This window comes from Vibrio nigripulchritudo (genome assembly GCF_027924785.1).
GTDB lineage: Bacteria > Pseudomonadota > Gammaproteobacteria > Enterobacterales > Vibrionaceae > Vibrio > Vibrio nigripulchritudo.
In genome coordinates, this window is the sequence record NZ_AP027049.1 from 263563 (window position 1) to 281190 (window position 17628).

The 17628-nt window shown below is 46.1% G+C and carries 17 protein-coding genes; 11 read left to right on the plus strand and 6 right to left on the minus strand.

Translation table 11 applies throughout. From position 1 onward, the window contains the following. Window positions 1-37: 37 nt before the first annotated feature. On the minus strand, window positions 38-1405 hold the full coding sequence (gene cpxA, locus QMG91_RS01260; RefSeq protein ID WP_281828367.1) for an envelope stress sensor histidine kinase CpxA: 1368 nt from the start codon (window positions 1403-1405) through the stop codon (window positions 38-40). Further along, window positions 1405-2097, minus strand: a complete 693-nt coding sequence (locus QMG91_RS01265) for a response regulator (RefSeq protein ID WP_004399825.1) — start codon at window positions 2095-2097, stop codon at window positions 1405-1407. The genes cpxA and QMG91_RS01265 overlap by 1 nt, the downstream gene beginning before the upstream one ends. 181 nt (window positions 2098-2278) lie before the next feature. Between QMG91_RS01265 and QMG91_RS01270 the strand changes: the two genes are divergently transcribed. Continuing rightward, window positions 2279-2779: a CpxP family protein gene (locus QMG91_RS01270; RefSeq protein ID WP_281828370.1), complete on the plus strand. Its 501-nt coding sequence runs from the start codon at window positions 2279-2281 to the stop codon at window positions 2777-2779. Between the two features lie 134 nt (window positions 2780-2913). Then, the gene (locus QMG91_RS01275; protein WP_281828371.1) at window positions 2914-3735 is read left to right on the plus strand and encodes a substrate-binding periplasmic protein; all 822 of its coding nucleotides are present in this window, start codon (window positions 2914-2916) and stop codon (window positions 3733-3735) included. 39 nt (window positions 3736-3774) lie between these two features. Here the strand turns inward: QMG91_RS01275 and QMG91_RS01280 are convergent, their stop codons facing one another. Next, on the minus strand, window positions 3775-4125 hold the full coding sequence (locus tag QMG91_RS01280; protein ID WP_022551759.1) for a hypothetical protein: 351 nt from the start codon (window positions 4123-4125) through the stop codon (window positions 3775-3777). A 307-nt stretch (window positions 4126-4432) separates the two neighbouring features. Here QMG91_RS01280 and fieF point away from each other — a divergent pair, with 307 nt between their 5' ends. Both fieF and pfkA read left to right on the plus strand, forming a co-directional pair. Then, on the plus strand, window positions 4433-5317 hold the full coding sequence (fieF, locus tag QMG91_RS01285; protein ID WP_281830422.1) for a CDF family cation-efflux transporter FieF: 885 nt from the start codon (window positions 4433-4435) through the stop codon (window positions 5315-5317). Window positions 5318-5610: 293 nt separating this feature from the next. Next, window positions 5611-6573: a 6-phosphofructokinase gene (gene pfkA / locus QMG91_RS01290; RefSeq protein ID WP_004399830.1), complete on the plus strand. Its 963-nt coding sequence runs from the start codon at window positions 5611-5613 to the stop codon at window positions 6571-6573. A 76-nt stretch (window positions 6574-6649) separates the two neighbouring features. Here the strand turns inward: pfkA and QMG91_RS01295 are convergent, their stop codons facing one another. Next, window positions 6650-7999: an MATE family efflux transporter gene (locus QMG91_RS01295; protein WP_281828374.1), complete on the minus strand. Its 1350-nt coding sequence runs from the start codon at window positions 7997-7999 to the stop codon at window positions 6650-6652. 280 nt (window positions 8000-8279) lie between these two features. Between QMG91_RS01295 and QMG91_RS01300 the strand changes: the two genes are divergently transcribed. From QMG91_RS01300 to QMG91_RS01310, 3 genes are all read left to right on the plus strand, one after another. Beyond that, window positions 8280-8570 (plus strand): co-chaperone GroES, encoded by a 291-nt coding sequence (locus QMG91_RS01300; RefSeq protein WP_281828376.1) that lies wholly within the window; start codon window positions 8280-8282, stop codon window positions 8568-8570. Window positions 8571-8628: 58 nt separating this feature from the next. Further along, window positions 8629-10275 (plus strand): chaperonin GroEL, encoded by a 1647-nt coding sequence (gene groL / locus QMG91_RS01305; protein WP_004399833.1) that lies wholly within the window; start codon window positions 8629-8631, stop codon window positions 10273-10275. 481 nt (window positions 10276-10756) lie between these two features. Then, window positions 10757-12208: a PDC sensor domain-containing protein gene (locus tag QMG91_RS01310; protein ID WP_281828378.1), complete on the plus strand. Its 1452-nt coding sequence runs from the start codon at window positions 10757-10759 to the stop codon at window positions 12206-12208. Window positions 12209-12219: 11 nt separating this feature from the next. On the opposite strand, the gene QMG91_RS01315 is transcribed toward QMG91_RS01310, so the two are convergent. Then, a complete protein-coding gene (locus QMG91_RS01315) occupies window positions 12220-12702 on the minus strand; it encodes an MgtC/SapB family protein (protein WP_281828380.1) in 483 nt (160 codons plus the stop codon). A gap of 217 nt (window positions 12703-12919) precedes the next feature. Between QMG91_RS01315 and QMG91_RS01320 the strand changes: the two genes are divergently transcribed. Beyond that, on the plus strand, window positions 12920-13483 hold the full coding sequence (locus QMG91_RS01320; RefSeq protein WP_223095170.1) for a VC2662 family protein: 564 nt from the start codon (window positions 12920-12922) through the stop codon (window positions 13481-13483). Window positions 13484-13522: 39 nt separating this feature from the next. On the opposite strand, the gene epmB is transcribed toward QMG91_RS01320, so the two are convergent. Beyond that, entirely contained in the window at window positions 13523-14545 is a 1023-nt protein-coding gene (gene epmB, locus QMG91_RS01325) for an EF-P beta-lysylation protein EpmB (protein ID WP_281828384.1), read from the minus strand. Between the two features lie 32 nt (window positions 14546-14577). Between epmB and efp the strand changes: the two genes are divergently transcribed. The 3 genes from efp (at window position 14578) to QMG91_RS01340 (ending at window position 17521) form a co-directional block, all read left to right on the plus strand. After that, window positions 14578-15144 carry an elongation factor P gene (gene efp / locus QMG91_RS01330; RefSeq protein WP_004399838.1) on the plus strand — a complete coding sequence of 189 codons (567 nt, stop codon included), beginning with the start codon at window positions 14578-14580 and terminating at the stop codon, window positions 15142-15144. Between the two features lie 170 nt (window positions 15145-15314). Further along, entirely contained in the window at window positions 15315-15896 is a 582-nt protein-coding gene (locus tag QMG91_RS01335; RefSeq protein ID WP_004399839.1) for a carbohydrate-binding protein, read from the plus strand. A gap of 233 nt (window positions 15897-16129) precedes the next feature. Further along, complete coding sequence (locus tag QMG91_RS01340) at window positions 16130-17521, plus strand: SPFH domain-containing protein (protein ID WP_022551751.1); 1392 nt, start codon at window positions 16130-16132, stop codon at window positions 17519-17521. Window positions 17522-17628 lie beyond the last annotated feature (107 nt).

The window sequence follows — 17628 nt, forward strand, 5'->3', positions numbered from 1 at the left end:
CTTAGACGCTGCTGGAATAAGTAGCGCCTGAGTCTAATTAGCTGATAGGTAAGGTAATGCACACTTGTAAGCCACTTAAAGGGCTGACGTTGGCTTTTATGGTGCCGTTGTGTTGGCGTATGGCACTTTCCGTAATGGCTAAGCCAAGGCCTGCTCCGCCAGAATGGCGGTCTCGGGCGGTGGATACTCGATAGAAGGGGCGGAATATGTCCTCGAGTTCTTCTTCAGGTACGCCGCTGCCGTTGTCGTCCACCGTAATCTGTAAGGTCGATTGCTCAACGGCAAATGATACAGAGACGGTACTTTCACCATAGTGAATGGCGTTACGCACAATGTTTTCCACTGCACTCATCAAAAGGTTAGGGTTGCCGTGCACACTGACGTTTGGGAGTGATGTATAGGTCAGTGTTTTTTCCTTCTGCTCCGCTTCAAACTGCGCGTCTTTAAGAATTTCTTCCCACAAATCTGCCACGTCTAGATGTTGGCGATCCTCATGGCTATTGATTTGCATGCGTGAAAGTTCCAGCAATTCACCGATCATTTTTTCCAGCCGCTCAGCTTCGGTATCGATGCGTTTGAGTTCGTCACTTTCTCCCTGTTTGCGAGTCGCCAGCGCATTGGCCATTCTCAGGCGCGTTAACGGGGAACGAAGTTCATGTGAGATGTCGGAAAGAAGCCGTTGCTGACCGGTGATCATTTGATCAACGGCTAATACCATTTGATTGAAGCTGGTGCCTGCTTGCTGGAATTCCCTTGTGCCTTTTTCCAAATCTGGGTCGGCAACGAATTCTCCTTTAGCGACTCGCTTGGCGGCTTTTTCTAATCTGCGTGCAGGCTGGCTTAGTGCCCACGCTAGCCACAGAAGGAGTGGGGTACTGGCGAGCATAACGACAAACAATAGCTGCAACGGGCGGTCAAACAGTTGCAGCAAGAAGGGAGGTGGTTGGTTCCACTTTGCAGTGCTGAACAGCAATAGATTCTGCCCAGAAAGCGTCACTGGAAACGGACCCGCTACCATCAGTCGACCGTACAGTTTTTGCTGGGGCGTGATATCGGTCAGATTCGATTGAGTGATGAAGTTTTGTAATGCTTTGCGGATTGGACCTCGTTCTCTGGTCAGCAAGTTGCCTTCTAAATCCGTTAAGTAAATTAACGGGCGCTTACCGTGATGGTCTCGATTAGCCAGTTTTCTGGCAAGCTGCTCAATGTCTGGGTAATTGCGAAGGCGGTTTTCGAGCTTTGTGACTGACTCCTGAATGCGATCCAGATGATCCGGTGGAATATCGTGTGGCTGTCGCGGGTCGAAGTTCGGCGCAATCAACACTGCAATCAGCACCAACAGCATGGTTAGCCAGAAAATCGCAAAAATTCGTCCGTACAGGCTTGATAGCAAAGGGATACGCATTAGCCAGCCTCGACCAGCATGTAACCACGTCCGCGCAGGGTTTTGATTCTGGGTTTATTGTCGCTTCTCAACGGGAGCTTTTTGCGCAGATTAGAAACGTGCATATCGACGGCACGGTCAAACGGAGCAAGACGTTTCCCTAGCACATCCAGGCTGAGTGTTTCCTTGGTTAATGTTTCTCCGGGGTTAGCGACAAAATGGCTGAGCAGAGCAAATTCTGTGGTGGTTAAGTCGAGTAAGGCATCGCCGCAGTAGGCTTCCTGTTTCCCCGGGTAGACTTTGAGATCCTGATAAGCGGTACAATCCGGTTCTTTATTACCATTGGAGTCGTTGTTTTGCGTGCGTCTGAGAATTGCGCGTATACGAGCCATCAGTTCTCTGTCTGAGAAGGGTTTGGGGAGGTAGTCGTCTGCGCCCAGTTCAAGACCGATCACACGGTCTATCTCTTCCCCTTTTGCGGTCAGCATTAAAACAGGAGTTTGCCAGTTTTCACGTAACTTCTTCAGCATTTCCATGCCGTTGAGTTTAGGCATCATGATATCCAGCAAAATCAGATCAACGCTTTCATCTACGGCGTCTAACCCCGCTTGTCCGTCGTTTGCCTGGCTGATTTCAAAGCCCTCAAACGTCAGAATGTCACTCAATAAGCTGGTCAATTCAGTATCGTCATCTACTAATAGGATATGTGCCATGGTCACCTCAGTTACGCGTCTTCTATTCTCATGATACTCACAAATTATCTGCAACCAGAACTCTTTACGTTGATTTACGCTTTCTAAACGTCACTTTACAACCCGCATCTTATTCTATCCTCAAGCGCTGCAAACGCAGCTCGAAAGCAACAATTTTCCAATGACGATCGAGAACAGAATTATGAAACTAGCAAAGAAAATGGTACTGATGGCAGCCGCTCTTCCTTTGGTTTTAGGCAGTGCAAGCGTAATGGCTTTTGGTGGTAAAGGTCACCATAAAGGCGGACACGAATTTGGTGGGAAATGCGGTGTTGGTCTGGACAAGCGAGTCATGCGTAAGCTCGACCTGACAGATGAGCAGAAAGCACAACTGAAGCAGATGCGTGAAGACGCAAGAAGCAATATGAAAGGTAAGTCTTCGGAAATGTTTGCTCAGAAGCGGGCACACCAGCAGCAGGTTCAGCAACTTTTGCTAGCCGATACCTTTGACGAAAATGCAGCTCAGGCGCTGGCGACTCAAATGGTAGAAGCGCAGACGGAAAAACGCGTTAAAATGCTTGAGCAGCAACACAAAGCTATGAGCATTCTAACCGCAGAGCAGAAGACTAAACTGCAGGAGCTACAGCAGGAACGCGCTGAAAAATGCGCCGAGAAATTTGCAGAGCGTCAGCAAGACAGCTAATTCGCATCGGTTTACAAGAGCACAGAAAAGCAGCCATCAGGCTGCTTTTCTGCATTCTGGCTTGTGTGTTTGGTATATAAAAACTTTGTTGTCTATGATTTTGGTATCGGTTCTGAATAGGGGTAAACCAAACGATGTGGAGAGTGGTATTTCCAATGTTGATGATGGGGTTGATGTCTTTATCTCTTCCTACCACGGCTGGCGATTCAACCTGCGTTCTGAAAATGGGGTATCGCACTAACGAGCGCCCACCGAATATTGCCCGTGCTCCTGACAACTCAGGCTTGTATCTGGACCTTTACCAAAAAGCGGCAGAAATGGTGGGGTGTGAATTACAGGTCGTCCGGCTTCCTAAAAACAAAGTCATTAACCTGCTTGAACGGGGTGAAATCGATTTCTACCCCGGATTTAATCTGACTGAAAAACGTGCCTCGTTTGCTTACTTTATCGAAAATGGACTGCCCGGTGGCGATATTGGCGTGTCTCGTGAGGACTTTCCAAACATCACGGATTTAAAACAATTAAAAGGCAAAGTACTGCTTCGGGCGAGAGGTTCTCCAGATATCACCGGAGGAGTGAAGGGCATTCATGTAAAAGAACCACCGGAGATGACTTCAATGCAGGCGGTCGACTTTCTGCTGCGCAACCGAGGGGATTTTTACATCTACAACAAATCAACACTCGAGTATCAACTCAAACAGAACAAGGTATCAGGAGTAAAGTTGCATCCGGAATGTTGTGGTGGAGTCGTGCCGCTGTATCTTGGTTTTTCTCAAAAGTCCCAGTGGTTTTCGGGCAAACCCAATAAGAAGTTCAAAGAAAACAATCCTGTTACTAAAGAGAATTTTCCTATTCTCATGCAGGAAGACAGCAAGGCTTACCAGTTCGCTCAAGCTTTGTTGGACTTAAAAAACAGCGGTCAGACAGAAAGTCTGTATAACCATTACTACAAATAAAAAGGTCAGCTATTACAGCTGACCTTGAGGCAATTCTGATTAAGCGGAACACTTAAATTGTGTGGTCACTTCATAGGTTGCTTTGTAGTTTGGATCTTCTAAGGTTTGACCCAGTTTCACCAATGAATCCATGACCTGGTTACCCGTTTTGATTTCTTCGGGAAGAATGGTTTTAACATCCTGATTGATAACCAGTGGGTGAGAGTTTTCGCCGAAGCGTTTTTCGCAGGTAGCTTTGGTATCGCTGCTTGCCACTCTCATTGCGTTGCTTTTGTCATCGTCTGAGAAGAAGGAGTTGAACGTACCGTCCTGATTTTCGGTTACTGTGCCCTGAACCGTTGCACAGCCTACTAGCGTTGTTGATAGGCCTACTAACAAAAGAGAAGCCATTGTTTTTTTATTAAGCATATATGTGTATATCGTTTGTGAGTTTCGTTGAGACTTTATAATCCGTTCACTGAATTTCAATTCAATTTTCAATGCAGTAGTGAAATTTGTGACCGGCTTTAAAACTACTTATAAAACAAACGGATTTTGTTGAGTTAACGGTTTGCTGTTCCTTATTTTTCATTGGTTTACTGAAATTAGAGGGCGATTGGCGATCTGTGACGAATTACATCACCTCTTTTTTGTGCCACAGCAAAAATTAAAGTAATTTGAACACATAAAAATAAAATAACAGCAGCAATTTGGCATGATGAAATCTGAATACTCTAAATACGTCTCCATGGCAGCGTGGCTGGCGACACTGGTAGCAAGTCTGCTTCTTATCGTTAAAGTTGCCGCATGGTGGGTAACGGGATCGGTGAGCTTACTGGCTTCATTGATTGACTCACTATTGGATATCGCAGCCTCGGTAGTGAATCTGATTGTGATTCGTTACTCTCTTCAGCCGGCAGATAAAGAGCATTCGTTCGGACACGGAAAAGCCGAATCACTGGCGGCACTGGCACAGGCGATGTTTATCTCGGGATCGGCGTGTTTCCTGATATTAAATGGTGTCGACCGCTTTTTCAGGCCGCATGAACTGCAATCTCCAGAACTGGGCGTTTACATCAGCTTATTTGCTATTTTTGTAACAGGCGGGCTGGTGGCTTTCCAGAAGCACGTCGTCAGAAAAACAGGCAGCCAGGCCATCGCGGCAGATTCTCTGCATTACCAATCCGACTTGTATATGAATGCCGCTATTATATTGGCGCTCGGGCTAAGCTGGTATGGCATGGGACAGGCGGATGCCATTTTTGCCATCGGCATTGGGGTGTTCATTCTGTCGAGCGCGATTCGCATGGTCTATGAGGCAGTTCAGTCTCTGCTGGACAGACAGCTTCCTGATGAAGAAATTGAAGATATTCGTACCATTACCTGTTCGGTAGAAGGCGTGGAGGGGGTTCACCAGATTCGTACTCGAATGTCGGGACCTGTTCGCTTTATTCAGCTCCATCTGGAGTTAGCCGATCACATGCCGCTCATTGAAGCGCATCGCATTTCTTTAGCCGTTGAACATAAATTGCTCGAAAGATTCCCCGAAGGTGACATTCTGATTCACCAAGATCCACTTTCTGTTATTCCTGAAGCTGAATAATCTGAGGATCGTACGTTATTAAGTTAATTATTACGAACCGCGAAAGAAAGAAGACAAATGGAAGAGAATTAGCTATCTTTTGTGCAAACCACACAAACCGCTATCGAACGTGATGTGAATCAACAAAGTTTAATAGCATAATTGTAATACTCTTTCATAAGTAGAAAAGTTTCATTATTTCGTTGTGTATTCCTTTGTGGAGCGGAAGTGTAACATAACGTGAATAAGATAAGATTTCGCCGATAATGGCATTTAGAATTAGAGATTAAATTCCCAGATATCAGAGGGTGAGCATGATTAAGAAGATCGGTGTTTTGACAAGTGGCGGCGACGCACCAGGCATGAACGCAGCAGTTCGCGGCGTGGTACGTACAGCACTGTCTGAAGGGCTAGAAGTATACGGTATTTATGACGGCTACTTGGGTCTATACGAAAACCGTATCGAGAAATTGGATCGCTGCAGCGTATCTGACGTGATCAACAAGGGTGGTACTTTCCTTGGCTCTGCACGTTTCCCAGAGTTTAAAGAAGTAGAAGTTCGCGAAAAAGCGATCGAAAACCTGAAAGAACACGGCATCGACGCTCTGGTTGTTGTTGGTGGTGACGGTTCTTACATGGGCGCGAAAAAACTAACAGAAATGGGCTACCCGTGTATCGGTCTGCCAGGCACGATCGATAACGACATCGCAGGCACAGACTACACCATTGGTTACCTGACTGCTCTGAATACGGTTATTGATGCCATCGACCGTCTGCGTGATACCTCTTCTTCTCACCAGCGTATTTCTATCGTAGAAATCATGGGTCGTCACTGTGGTGACCTAACTCTGATGTCTGCTATTGCTGGTGGTTGTGAGTACATCATCACACCTGAAACAGGTTTGGATCGTGCTCAGCTTATCGAAAACATTCAAGACGGCATCAAGAAAGGCAAGAAGCACGCAATCATTGCTCTGACTGAGCTTATGATGGATGCGAATGAACTGGCTAAAGAGATCGAATCCGCAACCGGTCGTGAAACTCGTGCGACTGTACTGGGTCACATCCAGCGTGGTGGTCGTCCAACCGCATTTGACCGTGTACTGGCATCGCGTATGGGTAACTACGCCGTTCACTTGCTGATGGAAGGTCATGGTGGTCGTTGTGTTGGTATTCAGAAAGAACAACTGGTACACCACGACATTATCGACTGCATCGAGAACATGAAGCGCCCGGTTCGCCAGGATCTGTTCAAAGTGGCACAAGAGCTGTTCTAAGAAGCCTTGTCAAAAATGAAAAAACCGCAGCCAGTGCTGCGGTTTTTTATTGCCTCTATAAAATCTTGTAACTGGGTTACGTAACGGCAACGGAATTTAGAGTATCATTTCGAATTTTAATAGCGTAGAAATACCCCAAAATCCCGCCAGCAAAATTACCTATGGCGAGCCCAATGAATAACCCTTCCACACCATAAATCAGGCTGCCTGCCCACGCGCAGGGTAACGTGAAAATAAACAGGCGCATGGCACTCCAGGTAAATGCCTGCATAGGTCTGTGTAGCGCGTTCAAACCACTTACCAGTACCATTAAAATGCCCTGAAACCCATAGCTAAGCGGCACTACCAGCAAATAGTGCCAGAGTAGATCTCGTACGGATTGTTCTTGTGAGAAAAGCGCTGATATAGGGACACTGAGTGGCACCATCATGACAAAAATCAGTAACTGGAAAAGAATCAAAAATCGCATACACAGGAACAGAGCCTGAAAGCTGCGGGTTGGGTTTTTGGCTCCAATGTTCTGGGCCATAAACGGAGTCAGCGCCGAGTTCAGTGCCATCATCACCAATATCAGAATTGACTCCACTCTCTGAGCTGCCCCATACGCCGCGACAGCCGCTGTACCGTGGGAAGCGAGAATCATCATCAATAGTGCCCCGGCAAGAGGAGACATAGCGTTTGATAGCATGGCAGGCGTACTGATCTTGAGTAAATCTCGCCAGTCCTGGAGCAACGAAGAGATGTGAGGAAGAGCCAGCAATTTCACTCGTGTTATCAGAACATACAAAGAACCTGATAACGCGCCTAACCAGCTTAGTGCGCTGGCTATAGCCGCTCCCTGAATACCTAACTCTGGGAAAGGACCATAACCAAAGATCAGAAATGGGTCGAGAATGCCGTTGATGACGCCTGCCGTCATCATGATTTTGGCTGGCGTTTTGGTGTCTCCAGTGGCGCGAATGGCGCTATTGCCAGCCATCGGAATAACCAGCAATGGAATCGTGAGATACCACACCTGCATGTATTCTTTGATCAGAGGGATAAGATCTGGCGTCGCACCGAGCAGTGTAAACAAAGGCTCAATAGTGAAAAATCCGGCTGCGCACGCAAGACTGACCAGCATAATCGCCAGAATCAGCCCATGAGATGAAAACCTCGCGGCATGCTGATTATTACCCTGACCCAAAAGTCGCCCGATGTTGGTAGACAGACCTATCCCTATTCCCATAGTGATGCTACTTACAGCAAATGTGACGGGGAAAGTAAAACTGACGGCGGCAAGAGCCTGAGTGCCAAGAAGAGAAATAAAGAAAGTATCCACCAAGTTAAACATCAGAATAGATACCAGCCCAAAGGTCATGGGTATGGTCATCTTTCTCAGAACTTCTGGGATGGGACCCGTCAGTAATCCGTGTTTATCCTGCATAGGGGTTACAACTTAACTGGCAACAAAAAAACGTAGGATACAGAAGAAAAACCAGACCCGCTACAGACGTTATAAAAGAGTAAGCGAAGGCGTTGTAAACGTACATTTCCTTCGCAAAACATGAAATTTCTCTAAAAGGTGATGGTTTTTTCAACATACGTCACAAAAAAACAGTTTTGCCCCCTTGGGTTATCGGATTGTACGCCCTATATAAGATCCACAAGCCGTTTTACGGCATTTCTTACATCAAATGGAAACATCTAATCAGGAGAGACGACCGATGAATATTCGTCCTTTACATGACCGAGTTATCGTTGAACGCCAAGAAGTTGAATCTAAATCTGCAGGCGGCATCGTTCTAACTGGTTCTGCTGCGGAAAAATCTACTCGTGGTACGATTCTGGCTGTTGGCAAGGGCCGCATCCTAGAAAACAGTACTGTTCAACCGCTGGACGTAAAAGTTGGTGATACAGTAATTTTTGCTGAGGGCTACGGCACTAAATCTGAAAAGATTGATGGCAAAGAAGTTCTGATCATGTCTGAAAATGACATCATGGCAATCGTTGAGTAATTTTTACTCTGATTCTAAAACGACAGATTAAAATCGAATTGAGAAAGGGAAATTAAAGATGGCTGCTAAAGACGTTAAATTTGGTAACGACGCACGAGTCAAAATGCTAGAAGGTGTCAACGTTCTGGCTGACGCAGTAAAAGTAACGTTAGGTCCTAAAGGTCGTAACGTCGTACTGGACAAATCTTTCGGTGCACCAACGATCACTAAAGATGGTGTATCAGTAGCGCGTGAAATTGAGCTGGAAGACAAATTCCAGAACATGGGCGCACAAATGGTTAAAGAAGTCGCATCTCAAGCAAACGATGCTGCGGGTGACGGTACAACAACCGCAACAGTACTGGCTCAGTCTATCGTAAACGAAGGTCTGAAAGCGGTTGCTGCGGGCATGAACCCAATGGATCTTAAGCGCGGTATCGACAAAGCAGTTTTAGCAGCAGTTGAAGAACTGAAAGCGCTTTCTGTACCGTGTGCAGACTCAAAAGCGATCGCTCAGGTAGGTACTATTTCTGCGAACTCTGACCAAACGGTTGGTGACATCATTGCAGAAGCGATGGAAAAAGTTGGTCGCGACGGTGTTATCACTGTTGAAGAAGGCCAGGCTCTGCAAGACGAACTAGACGTTGTTGAAGGTATGCAGTTTGACCGTGGTTACCTGTCTCCTTACTTCATCAACAACCAGGAAGCGGGTGCGGTTGACCTAGAAAACCCATTCATCCTTCTGATTGACAAAAAAGTATCGAACATCCGTGAACTGCTTCCAACTCTTGAAGCGGTAGCCAAAGCTTCTCGTCCTCTTCTTATCATCGCTGAAGACGTAGAAGGCGAAGCGCTGGCAACTCTTGTTGTGAACAACATGCGCGGTATCGTGAAAGTAGCTGCGGTTAAAGCACCTGGCTTTGGTGATCGTCGTAAAGCAATGCTTCAAGACATCGCTATCCTAACTGGCGGCACGGTGATTTCTGAAGAAATTGGTCTGGAGCTAGAGAAAGTAACGCTAGAAGATCTAGGTCAGGCTAAGCGTGTCACTATCACGAAAGAAAACTCAACCATCATCGATGGTGCGGGTGAAGAAGCTGCGATCCAAGGTCGTGTTGCTCAAATCCGTCAGCAAATCGAAGAAGCGACTTCAGACTACGACAAAGAAAAACTACAAGAGCGCGTTGCTAAGCTAGCAGGCGGTGTTGCAGTAATCAAAGTTGGTGCAGCGACTGAAGTTGAGATGAAAGAGAAGAAAGACCGCGTTGAAGATGCATTGCACGCGACTCGCGCAGCGGTTGAAGAAGGCGTTGTAGCAGGCGGTGGTGTTGCACTTATCCGCGCAGCTTCTAAGTTGACTGAACTTGAAGGCGACAACGAAGAACAGAACGTTGGTATCCGCGTTGCACTACGTGCAATGGAAGCGCCAATCCGCCAGATCACAAGCAACGCAGGTGACGAAGAATCTGTTGTAGCAAACAACGTGAAAGCAGGCGAAGGCAGCTACGGCTACAATGCAGCATCTGGTGAGTACGGCGACATGCTAGAGATGGGTATCCTAGACCCAACAAAAGTAACGCGCAGCGCACTTCAGTTTGCAGCGTCTGTTGCGGGTCTGATGATCACTACAGAAGCTATGGTTACTGACCTACCTCAGAAAGATGCTCCTGCTATGCCTGATATGGGTGGCATGGGCGGAATGGGTGGCATGGGCGGCATGATGTAAGCCTCCTCCATTCTGGATACTAAGAGCCTCGCAATTGCGAGGCTTTTTTATGTTTATCAGACAGATGAGAACATTCATTTGTTTATACTCAAACTACCTCAAGATGCTAGTTTCAGCGAGAGTTGCTTGGTTTTCAGACAAGACATCGATTTGAAGATCTAGTGGCTCTAAATCGAGAATCGATAACGCAGTATGAAAGCCAAGCAAACTCGCCCTTGGGAGCGTATCTCCTGCCTCATTTCATCGTCAAAGAACTTGGAAAGGACTCGTCATTCCACTGCGTTCTTTTCCTTGAATTGAAACAGGAGATAACGCTCTGAATCCTGCATCTTGAGGTGGTTTGAGTATGTTTATTTTATATATTTCAGATAAACCCTCTATCATTTAATAACCCTTCGCTAATCTAGGCTAAAAAATCGCTGTATGTCGCATATTGTTCTGGTATGTTAGGGGCATAAAAATAAACAGCTAGGTTAACTCGGTGAGCCATAATCACTCATTTCCCATTAAGCGCTCTTTGCTAGGCGTGACGGCTTTGTTTGGCTTGTTTCTGCTTCTCTTAGTGGTGGATGCACTTAACGAAGCATCTGAAGAGTTTACAGCAGAGAAAAAGCACGTTTCAGCGACGTTGAAAGAGTTGTCTAATACGTTGCGGGCAGTGGAATATGAAATGACGTCCCTGTCTCAATTCAATTTGCCTCAGTACCCCGCCTCTCTGAAGTCTTCGATAAAAGACACCACCTGTTCATTGGAAGGAGAACCGGAAGCGGGTATCCATTCTGATTTCATCATTGCAGGCATCGTTGATATGTGTGACGAGCGAACCTCGCTGTATCAAGATGCGCATTTCTGGTTGCCTAGTGCTCATGTGATGTCTTATCTGGTTAACACGCATGGTGCGATTTCTTCGTTCTATTTTATTTCTAAAGACCAGTTCATCATTTCATCGCCTTCTGAGCTGGCACGAAACATCACCAGCAATACATTTGATGAAGTCCTGAAATACCGACCATTCTGGCGCAATACCATGAAATATGGATTGGCGAATAACAGTCGTAATATCGCTTTTACGGGTGAGTATCGTGACCTGTTTACCGGGAAGTCGGTGGTGACTCTGAGCTCAGCCGTCTATAAAAATGGTGGGCTGGCTGGGGTTCTGGCAATGGACGTTTTTGCCGATCATCTTAAGAGAGGTCTGGATAGAGAATACGAAATTAGCCCGTATGCTGGGGAAAACCGTAGCAGCCTTTTGTCCTATAAAAAGTCTGGTTCAATCAATGATTCCTCTCAAAATACACGTCTGTTCTTAAACATTGATCAAACCTGGCAACAGCACATCTACCACTTGTGGAGGTGCAAGCATTACTGGCTGGTAACTTGGTTTGTCTCTTACCTCTTTGTGGTCACGCTGCTAGTCAGTAAAAACTGGTCTTTGATTCAGGATTACGAAGATAAGCGAATTCATATTGATGACGATTCTGGCTTACTGAACATCAAAGGCTTAGAAGCCAGATTGAGCGAGCTAAGGGAGCTGCCCTACCTAATTGTGGCAGCCTACACTGTAAAAGATACGCAATACCTGTCTGAAGAATCCGTTATCCAGGTCAAAACGCATGTGCAAGGTATTGTCAGCGAGAGGCTGCGTTCCTTTGACATTATGGCGGCGTCTGGAGATGGTGAGTGGATTTTGCTTATGCCCTGTGAATCGATGGAGCAGGGGCACCACTTACTCAGCCAGTTAGAAATGGAAGTGGCGTTAACGCCTTATCGTTTGCCTGAAGGGATCACTCGGGATTGTGAAATGGACGGGCACTTCGAGATTCTTCCCGTCCATAAGTTCGATGGTTATCTGCATTTGTGGCGCAGTGTGAAAACTCGTTTTATTGCTCAGTGTGCTGAAACCAAAGAGATCATTCAGGTTGTCAGCCATTAGAACTGGCTTGCCTATCCTCGTTTATTGCGTCTGCCAATGGACTGGTGGACACCCCGTCTTAAACTCATAAAGCTGCTTTCCAGCTTATCGACCCCAAGCAATACTGAAAGTGTCAGCAAGGTCACCATGATTGCCTGTTGCCCAAAGCCTAATCCTGTCATTAAACCTAGCGCCGCCAATACCCAAATGATCGCCGCCGAGGTTACGCCGTGTATCTTGCCATCCAGTGTCATCATCACGCCAGCACCAAGAAATCCTACCCCAGTTATGATCTGACCAAGCACTCGAGCCTGATCCAAACTGTTTGGAGAAAGGTGCACTGCCAGCGACATGAAAAAATAGGTTCCGGAAATGATCAGAATGGATGTTCGTATTCCAACGGGTTTTCCACGAGTTTGGCGTTCAATCCCAATCAGCGAACCACAGATTGCACAGCAAATAAGCCCCCACCAGGAAAAAGGTCCCAAGTCTAACCATTTTGATAATTCTGTCATGTAATACGCTCCTCAATAAGGTGCGAATATTAGGTTAAAAAAGGAAGAAGTCACCGTTTCCGTTGATGAAATGTTTTTATGGATTCGACAATAAATATTTGCCAGTCAAATGACAAAAAATCTTAATCGAATCAAGGAAAATCCATGTGTTGCTCAACCAATATATCTCGCTTATATTTCGCGCTCCTGTTCCTTTGAGTCTTTGGAGACTTAACAAATGAAAAAACTGATGTCTGTTGCTGCCGTTACTGCAGCGCTTGTATCGCCGGTGACAATGGCTCAAGATTCTGTCGCGATGTTTTCTACTCTGGACGGCTACAACGCACCGTCGAATGATGCCGTAGGCGGTGTCCGTCTTTCGGTTCTACACGGAAAAGTGAGCGCGGTAAAAGGGGTTGATGTGTCGGTACTGGGGATGTCGGAAACCGACACCACGACAGGTCTAAACCTGGGTATGTTCTTTGGTGCATCTAAAGTAAACAAAGAGATGAAAGGTTTGTCTTTAGGTCTGTTTAACTGGAACACTGGCAGTACAAAAGGGGCGAACTTCGGTGTTGTGAACCTGACTAATGATGTAAAAGGCGTTAACGTTAGTGCTGTGAACTACTCGGAAGGCTTTACTATGGCAGATGTAGGTCTGGTGAGTTTGTCTGAAAAATCCAACATTCAACTTGGTGTATTCAACAAAACCAAGCAGATCGAAGGTGTGCAGATTGGTTTGATCAACTGTGCGGATAACGGGTTCCTGCCTTGCTTCCCGTTGGTGAACTTCGCTATCTAAGTTGAACGCTTTTCAAAGCTCCTGCGCCTGACAGGGGCTTTATTCCAAATGCAGATCCAGCGGTGTTTTGCTTTTACGCCCGCCAATTTCTCTGGTGAGCTTTGGCACCAGATACCCAGACACTTCCTCTATCAACTTAGACATCAATACTTTCGCTTCCTGATCCGAAACGAAGAAATGCGCCGCGCCCTGCACTTTATCTAACACGTGGATGTAGTAGGGAAGCACGCCCGCATTGAACAGAGTTTCACTCAGTTTGATCAGGGCTTCGGCGTTATCGTTGACCCCTTTAAGCAGAACGCTTTGGTTGAGGAGTATCACTCCAGCCTGTTTCAGTTTGGCAAGGTATGCGGCAAGCTCGCCATCGATTTCATTTGCGTGGTTAATGTGCGTCACCATGACCACATTTAAACGGCTTCCGCGCAGCAGATAACAAAGCTCATCGGTAATACGAGACGGAATCACCACTGGTAACCGGGAGTGGATACGTAGCGTTTTCACGTGTGGGATAGCTTCAATTCGCGAGACAAGCCATTCCAGTTCACTGTCTTTCGCCATTAGGGGATCGCCGCCAGATAAGATCACTTCATTGATTTCATCTCGCTCGGCAATGTAAGCCAAATTTTGTTCCCAAACTGATTTGGAGCCTTTGTTGTCCTGATAAGGAAAATGACGGCGGAAACAGTATCGGCAGTTGATCGCACAACCACCCTTTACGATCATCAATACACGGGATTTGTACTTGTGCAGCAGTCCCGGTTGATCGTTGTCCTGCTCTTCCAATGGATCGGCTGAATAGCCTTTATGTATTTCAAACTCTTCCATCAAAGGCAATACCTGCCTGAGCAGAGGATCGTTCGGATTGCCTTTTTCCATGCGATTAACAAAGCTCTGTGGTACTCGCATGGCAAAGAGTTCACGTGCAGCCAGTCCTTTTTCCCACGGAGTTGGTTCAATTTCAACGGCTTGAAGCAACTTGCGAGGATCGGAGATCGCATTCGCCAATTGTTTGAGCCAGTTTTGCTCAACAGAAACAGCTTTTCGGGTTATGATGTGCGGCATTAAATTGAACTCGAAGATGGTAAGAGGAAAAAATGGCTACTGTTAGCACGAATGAATTTAAAGGCGGTCTTAAAATTATGCTTGATAATGAGCCGTGTGTCATTCTCGAAAACGAGTATGTTAAGCCGGGTAAAGGTCAGGCATTCAACCGCGTAAAAATCCGTAAGCTGCTTTCTGGTAAAGTTTTAGAGAAGACTTTCAAGTCAGGCGACACTGTTGAAGTAGCAGATGTAATGGACATCGATCTGGACTACCTATACAACGACGGTGAGTTCTACCACTTCATGAACAGTGAGTCATTCGAGCAGATCGCAGCGGATCTGAAAGCCGTTGGCGACAACGCTAAGTGGTTGGTAGAAAACGACACTTGCATGATTACACTTTGGAACGGTAACCCAATCGCGGTAACGCCACCAAACTTCGTAGAGCTTGAAGTAACCGAAACTGATCCTGGTCTGAAAGGCGATACTCAAGGTACGGGTGGTAAGCCAGCAACACTGGTCACTGGTGCTGTAGTTCGTGTTCCTCTGTTCATTGCTATTGGTGAAGTGATCAAAGTTGACACTCGTAGCGGCGAATACGTAGGTCGAGTGAAGTAATCAACTTCCGATACAAACTGTTACAAAGCCGCTCCAGTGTGAGCGGCTTTTTCATATATTTATCATTTTATTTATAAAATAAACTTAAGTTTATATGCATATAAGATGAGCACCATTAGAATTCGTGGCGATTAGTTGGAACTAATGTCACAAATAATAAGGGGCTCTCGATGAAATTCTCAACCACCGCACGATCAGTGCTAATGATCGCCACTCTAGGCTTATCGACACAAGCTGCTGCTTTCCAGTCTTTCGACACCACTACAGGTAAACCTGACGCTCAGGAATGTCGTTACCTGACAGACGCAGGAAAGAACGCATTTGATGCAAACACCGGTAAGCTTTGGGCTTGCAGTACTCAAGGTTGGGTATTTTTTGAATCTCAAAGTGCTCATAAATGTTTGAATGCATCGAAAGCAGAGCAAGCTAAGTACCCAGCATGGAAGAAAGGGCGTACTTACGTTGGCGGTAACAAAGTACTGTTCAATAACAAAGTATACCGAGCAAAATGGTGGACCAGAACAGGTACTCCTGCTACGTCAGAAGCATGGACATTGGATGTGAAAGACGTTCACCCTAAGACCTGGAATCAGAACCATCAATACAACAGTGGTGAGAATGTCTTGTTCATGGGGCATGTATACGAAGCGAACCATTGGAGTAAAGGCAAATTACCACCTGCAAATGTTTCTCAAAATAACCGAAGCAAAGAGTGGCGATACGTTGGTCCATTTGAATGTGCAAATAACTAACAGAAACTCCAATACCTCTTAAGAAAAATGCGCCCTTGTGGCGCATTTTTACTTTCCTGATTCCATCTCTATATTTACTTCTAAATATTCGTAAAAACCATAAAATAACGCAGATTTATTCGGTTTTTATATTGGTAAATTATCTGTTACATTTTGTTTCGTTGTTAACAAGTCTGTTCACTACTTTGTTTTGCTCGATTTAACTGTCTTGATAACAACAAACGGAGATAAACATGCTAGGAGAAAGCCTGAAAGCTGAAGAAAAGCGTAGCGCTATGCGTAAGGGAATCAAAGGTGCACTAATCGGCGTTCCCCTGCTGGCATTTGGCTTAACAATCAATAGCTCGGTGTTAATGACCGATGCTGGTTACACATACGTTCACCAGAATAACATCACAGGTGAGCTGGATGTGTTCACCCAACCAGGTATCCATTTTCGGATGCCATTTCTCTCAAAAATTACCAAATACGATCAGGTGATTACCGTTTCGTTTGGTAACAACACAGGAGAGGACTTCTACCAAAGGTTGGACCCAGTTCAGGTGCGCTTTGCCGATACCTACATTGGTGAAATACCAGTGACCTTCCGGTTCAAGCTCAGTACCGATCCGGAAGCGGCAATCAAAATGCACCGAGAGTTTCGAAATAACAGCAACCTGATAGATGCGTTGCTGGTGAAAAATGCCCGAAACGTAACCGTGATTACGGCGACCCAATACACGGGGGAAGAGTTCTTCCAAGGGGGATTAAACCAGTTCAAATCGAAACTGGGTGATCAGCTTAGAGATGGTATCTACCTGACTGAGCGAAAACAGGTCGAAGTTGAGCAGCTTGATCTGGCACCTGTTGGAATGGAGCAATCGGATGCCAATAAATTGCAACGTACCCAGCAACTGGTATGGAAAACCGTTCCGGTGAGAGATGCTAATGGTCAGCCAATCAGGCAAGACAACCCGTTGCAGCAATATGGTATACAGGTAACACAGGTAACCATTGGTGATCCTCAACCGGAAACCCAACTAGACCAATTATTGGCAGACAAAAAGCGTCTGGTCGCAGACAGAATCCGAGCGATTCAGGAGCAAGAGACCTCTAAAGCCCAGGCTGAAACTGAACAGCTGAGAAAAGAGATCCAGCGTACACGTGAAGTTCAGGACGCCCAGCGTCAGAAAGAGCTCGCGATCATCTCTCAGCAGAAAGAGGTCGAGATTGCACGTCAGATTGCCGAACGTGAGATCGTTGAAGTTGAGAAGAAAAAGCGTCTGGCAGAAGTAGAAAAAGAGAAAGAACTGGCAATTGCGGAAGCTAATCTGGCGATTCAAAAAGCCAATTCACTATCTGCGGAGTTTGAAGCTAAGGCGATACTTGAGAAGGGTAATGCGGAAGCTCAAATCCTGAAAGCGAAGTACGCAGCATTAGGTGCCAACAGAGAGGTGTACCTTGCGGAGCTGAATCGTGATGTGGCCAATGTGCTGTATAACAACCTGCAAAACTTCCAGGTTGAGATGCCTCAGAACTACATTGGTGGCAGCAACGAAAGTGGCTTAACCAGCAATCTGGATGTGATAACAGCATTTGGTGCGCTAGGGGTGATGGATAAGGCTCAACAAGTGACCACTAAATAAGTTTTTATCTGACAGGTCAGTGCTTTGGCACTGACCTATTTTTTTCTGTAATCGCCGAATCGAGCTGTTAATAAAACTAGACGGTGCTCTCAGTCTGTCTTCTCTAA

What these genes read in the sequence shown, in the direction of transcription:
- cpxA (WP_281828367.1), bottom strand. Translation starts at nt 1,405, where the DNA reads ATGCGTATCCCTTTGCTATCAAGCCTGTACGGACGAATTTTTGCGATT.
- QMG91_RS01265 (WP_004399825.1), bottom strand. Translation starts at nt 2,097, where the DNA reads ATGGCACATATCCTATTAGTAGATGACGATACTGAATTGACCAGCTTA.
- QMG91_RS01270 (WP_281828370.1), top strand. Translation starts at nt 2,279, where the DNA reads ATGAAACTAGCAAAGAAAATGGTACTGATGGCAGCCGCTCTTCCTTTG.
- QMG91_RS01275 (WP_281828371.1), top strand. Translation starts at nt 2,914, where the DNA reads ATGTGGAGAGTGGTATTTCCAATGTTGATGATGGGGTTGATGTCTTTA.
- QMG91_RS01280 (WP_022551759.1), bottom strand. Translation starts at nt 4,125, where the DNA reads ATGGCTTCTCTTTTGTTAGTAGGCCTATCAACAACGCTAGTAGGCTGT.
- fieF (WP_281830422.1), top strand. Translation starts at nt 4,433, where the DNA reads ATGAAATCTGAATACTCTAAATACGTCTCCATGGCAGCGTGGCTGGCG.
- pfkA (WP_004399830.1), top strand. Translation starts at nt 5,611, where the DNA reads ATGATTAAGAAGATCGGTGTTTTGACAAGTGGCGGCGACGCACCAGGC.
- QMG91_RS01295 (WP_281828374.1), bottom strand. Translation starts at nt 7,999, where the DNA reads ATGCAGGATAAACACGGATTACTGACGGGTCCCATCCCAGAAGTTCTG.
- QMG91_RS01300 (WP_281828376.1), top strand. Translation starts at nt 8,280, where the DNA reads ATGAATATTCGTCCTTTACATGACCGAGTTATCGTTGAACGCCAAGAA.
- groL (WP_004399833.1), top strand. Translation starts at nt 8,629, where the DNA reads ATGGCTGCTAAAGACGTTAAATTTGGTAACGACGCACGAGTCAAAATG.
- QMG91_RS01315 (WP_281828380.1), bottom strand. Translation starts at nt 12,702, where the DNA reads ATGACAGAATTATCAAAATGGTTAGACTTGGGACCTTTTTCCTGGTGG.
- QMG91_RS01320 (WP_223095170.1), top strand. Translation starts at nt 12,920, where the DNA reads ATGAAAAAACTGATGTCTGTTGCTGCCGTTACTGCAGCGCTTGTATCG.
- epmB (WP_281828384.1), bottom strand. Translation starts at nt 14,545, where the DNA reads ATGCCGCACATCATAACCCGAAAAGCTGTTTCTGTTGAGCAAAACTGG.
- efp (WP_004399838.1), top strand. Translation starts at nt 14,578, where the DNA reads ATGGCTACTGTTAGCACGAATGAATTTAAAGGCGGTCTTAAAATTATG.
- QMG91_RS01335 (WP_004399839.1), top strand. Translation starts at nt 15,315, where the DNA reads ATGAAATTCTCAACCACCGCACGATCAGTGCTAATGATCGCCACTCTA.
- QMG91_RS01340 (WP_022551751.1), top strand. Translation starts at nt 16,130, where the DNA reads ATGCTAGGAGAAAGCCTGAAAGCTGAAGAAAAGCGTAGCGCTATGCGT.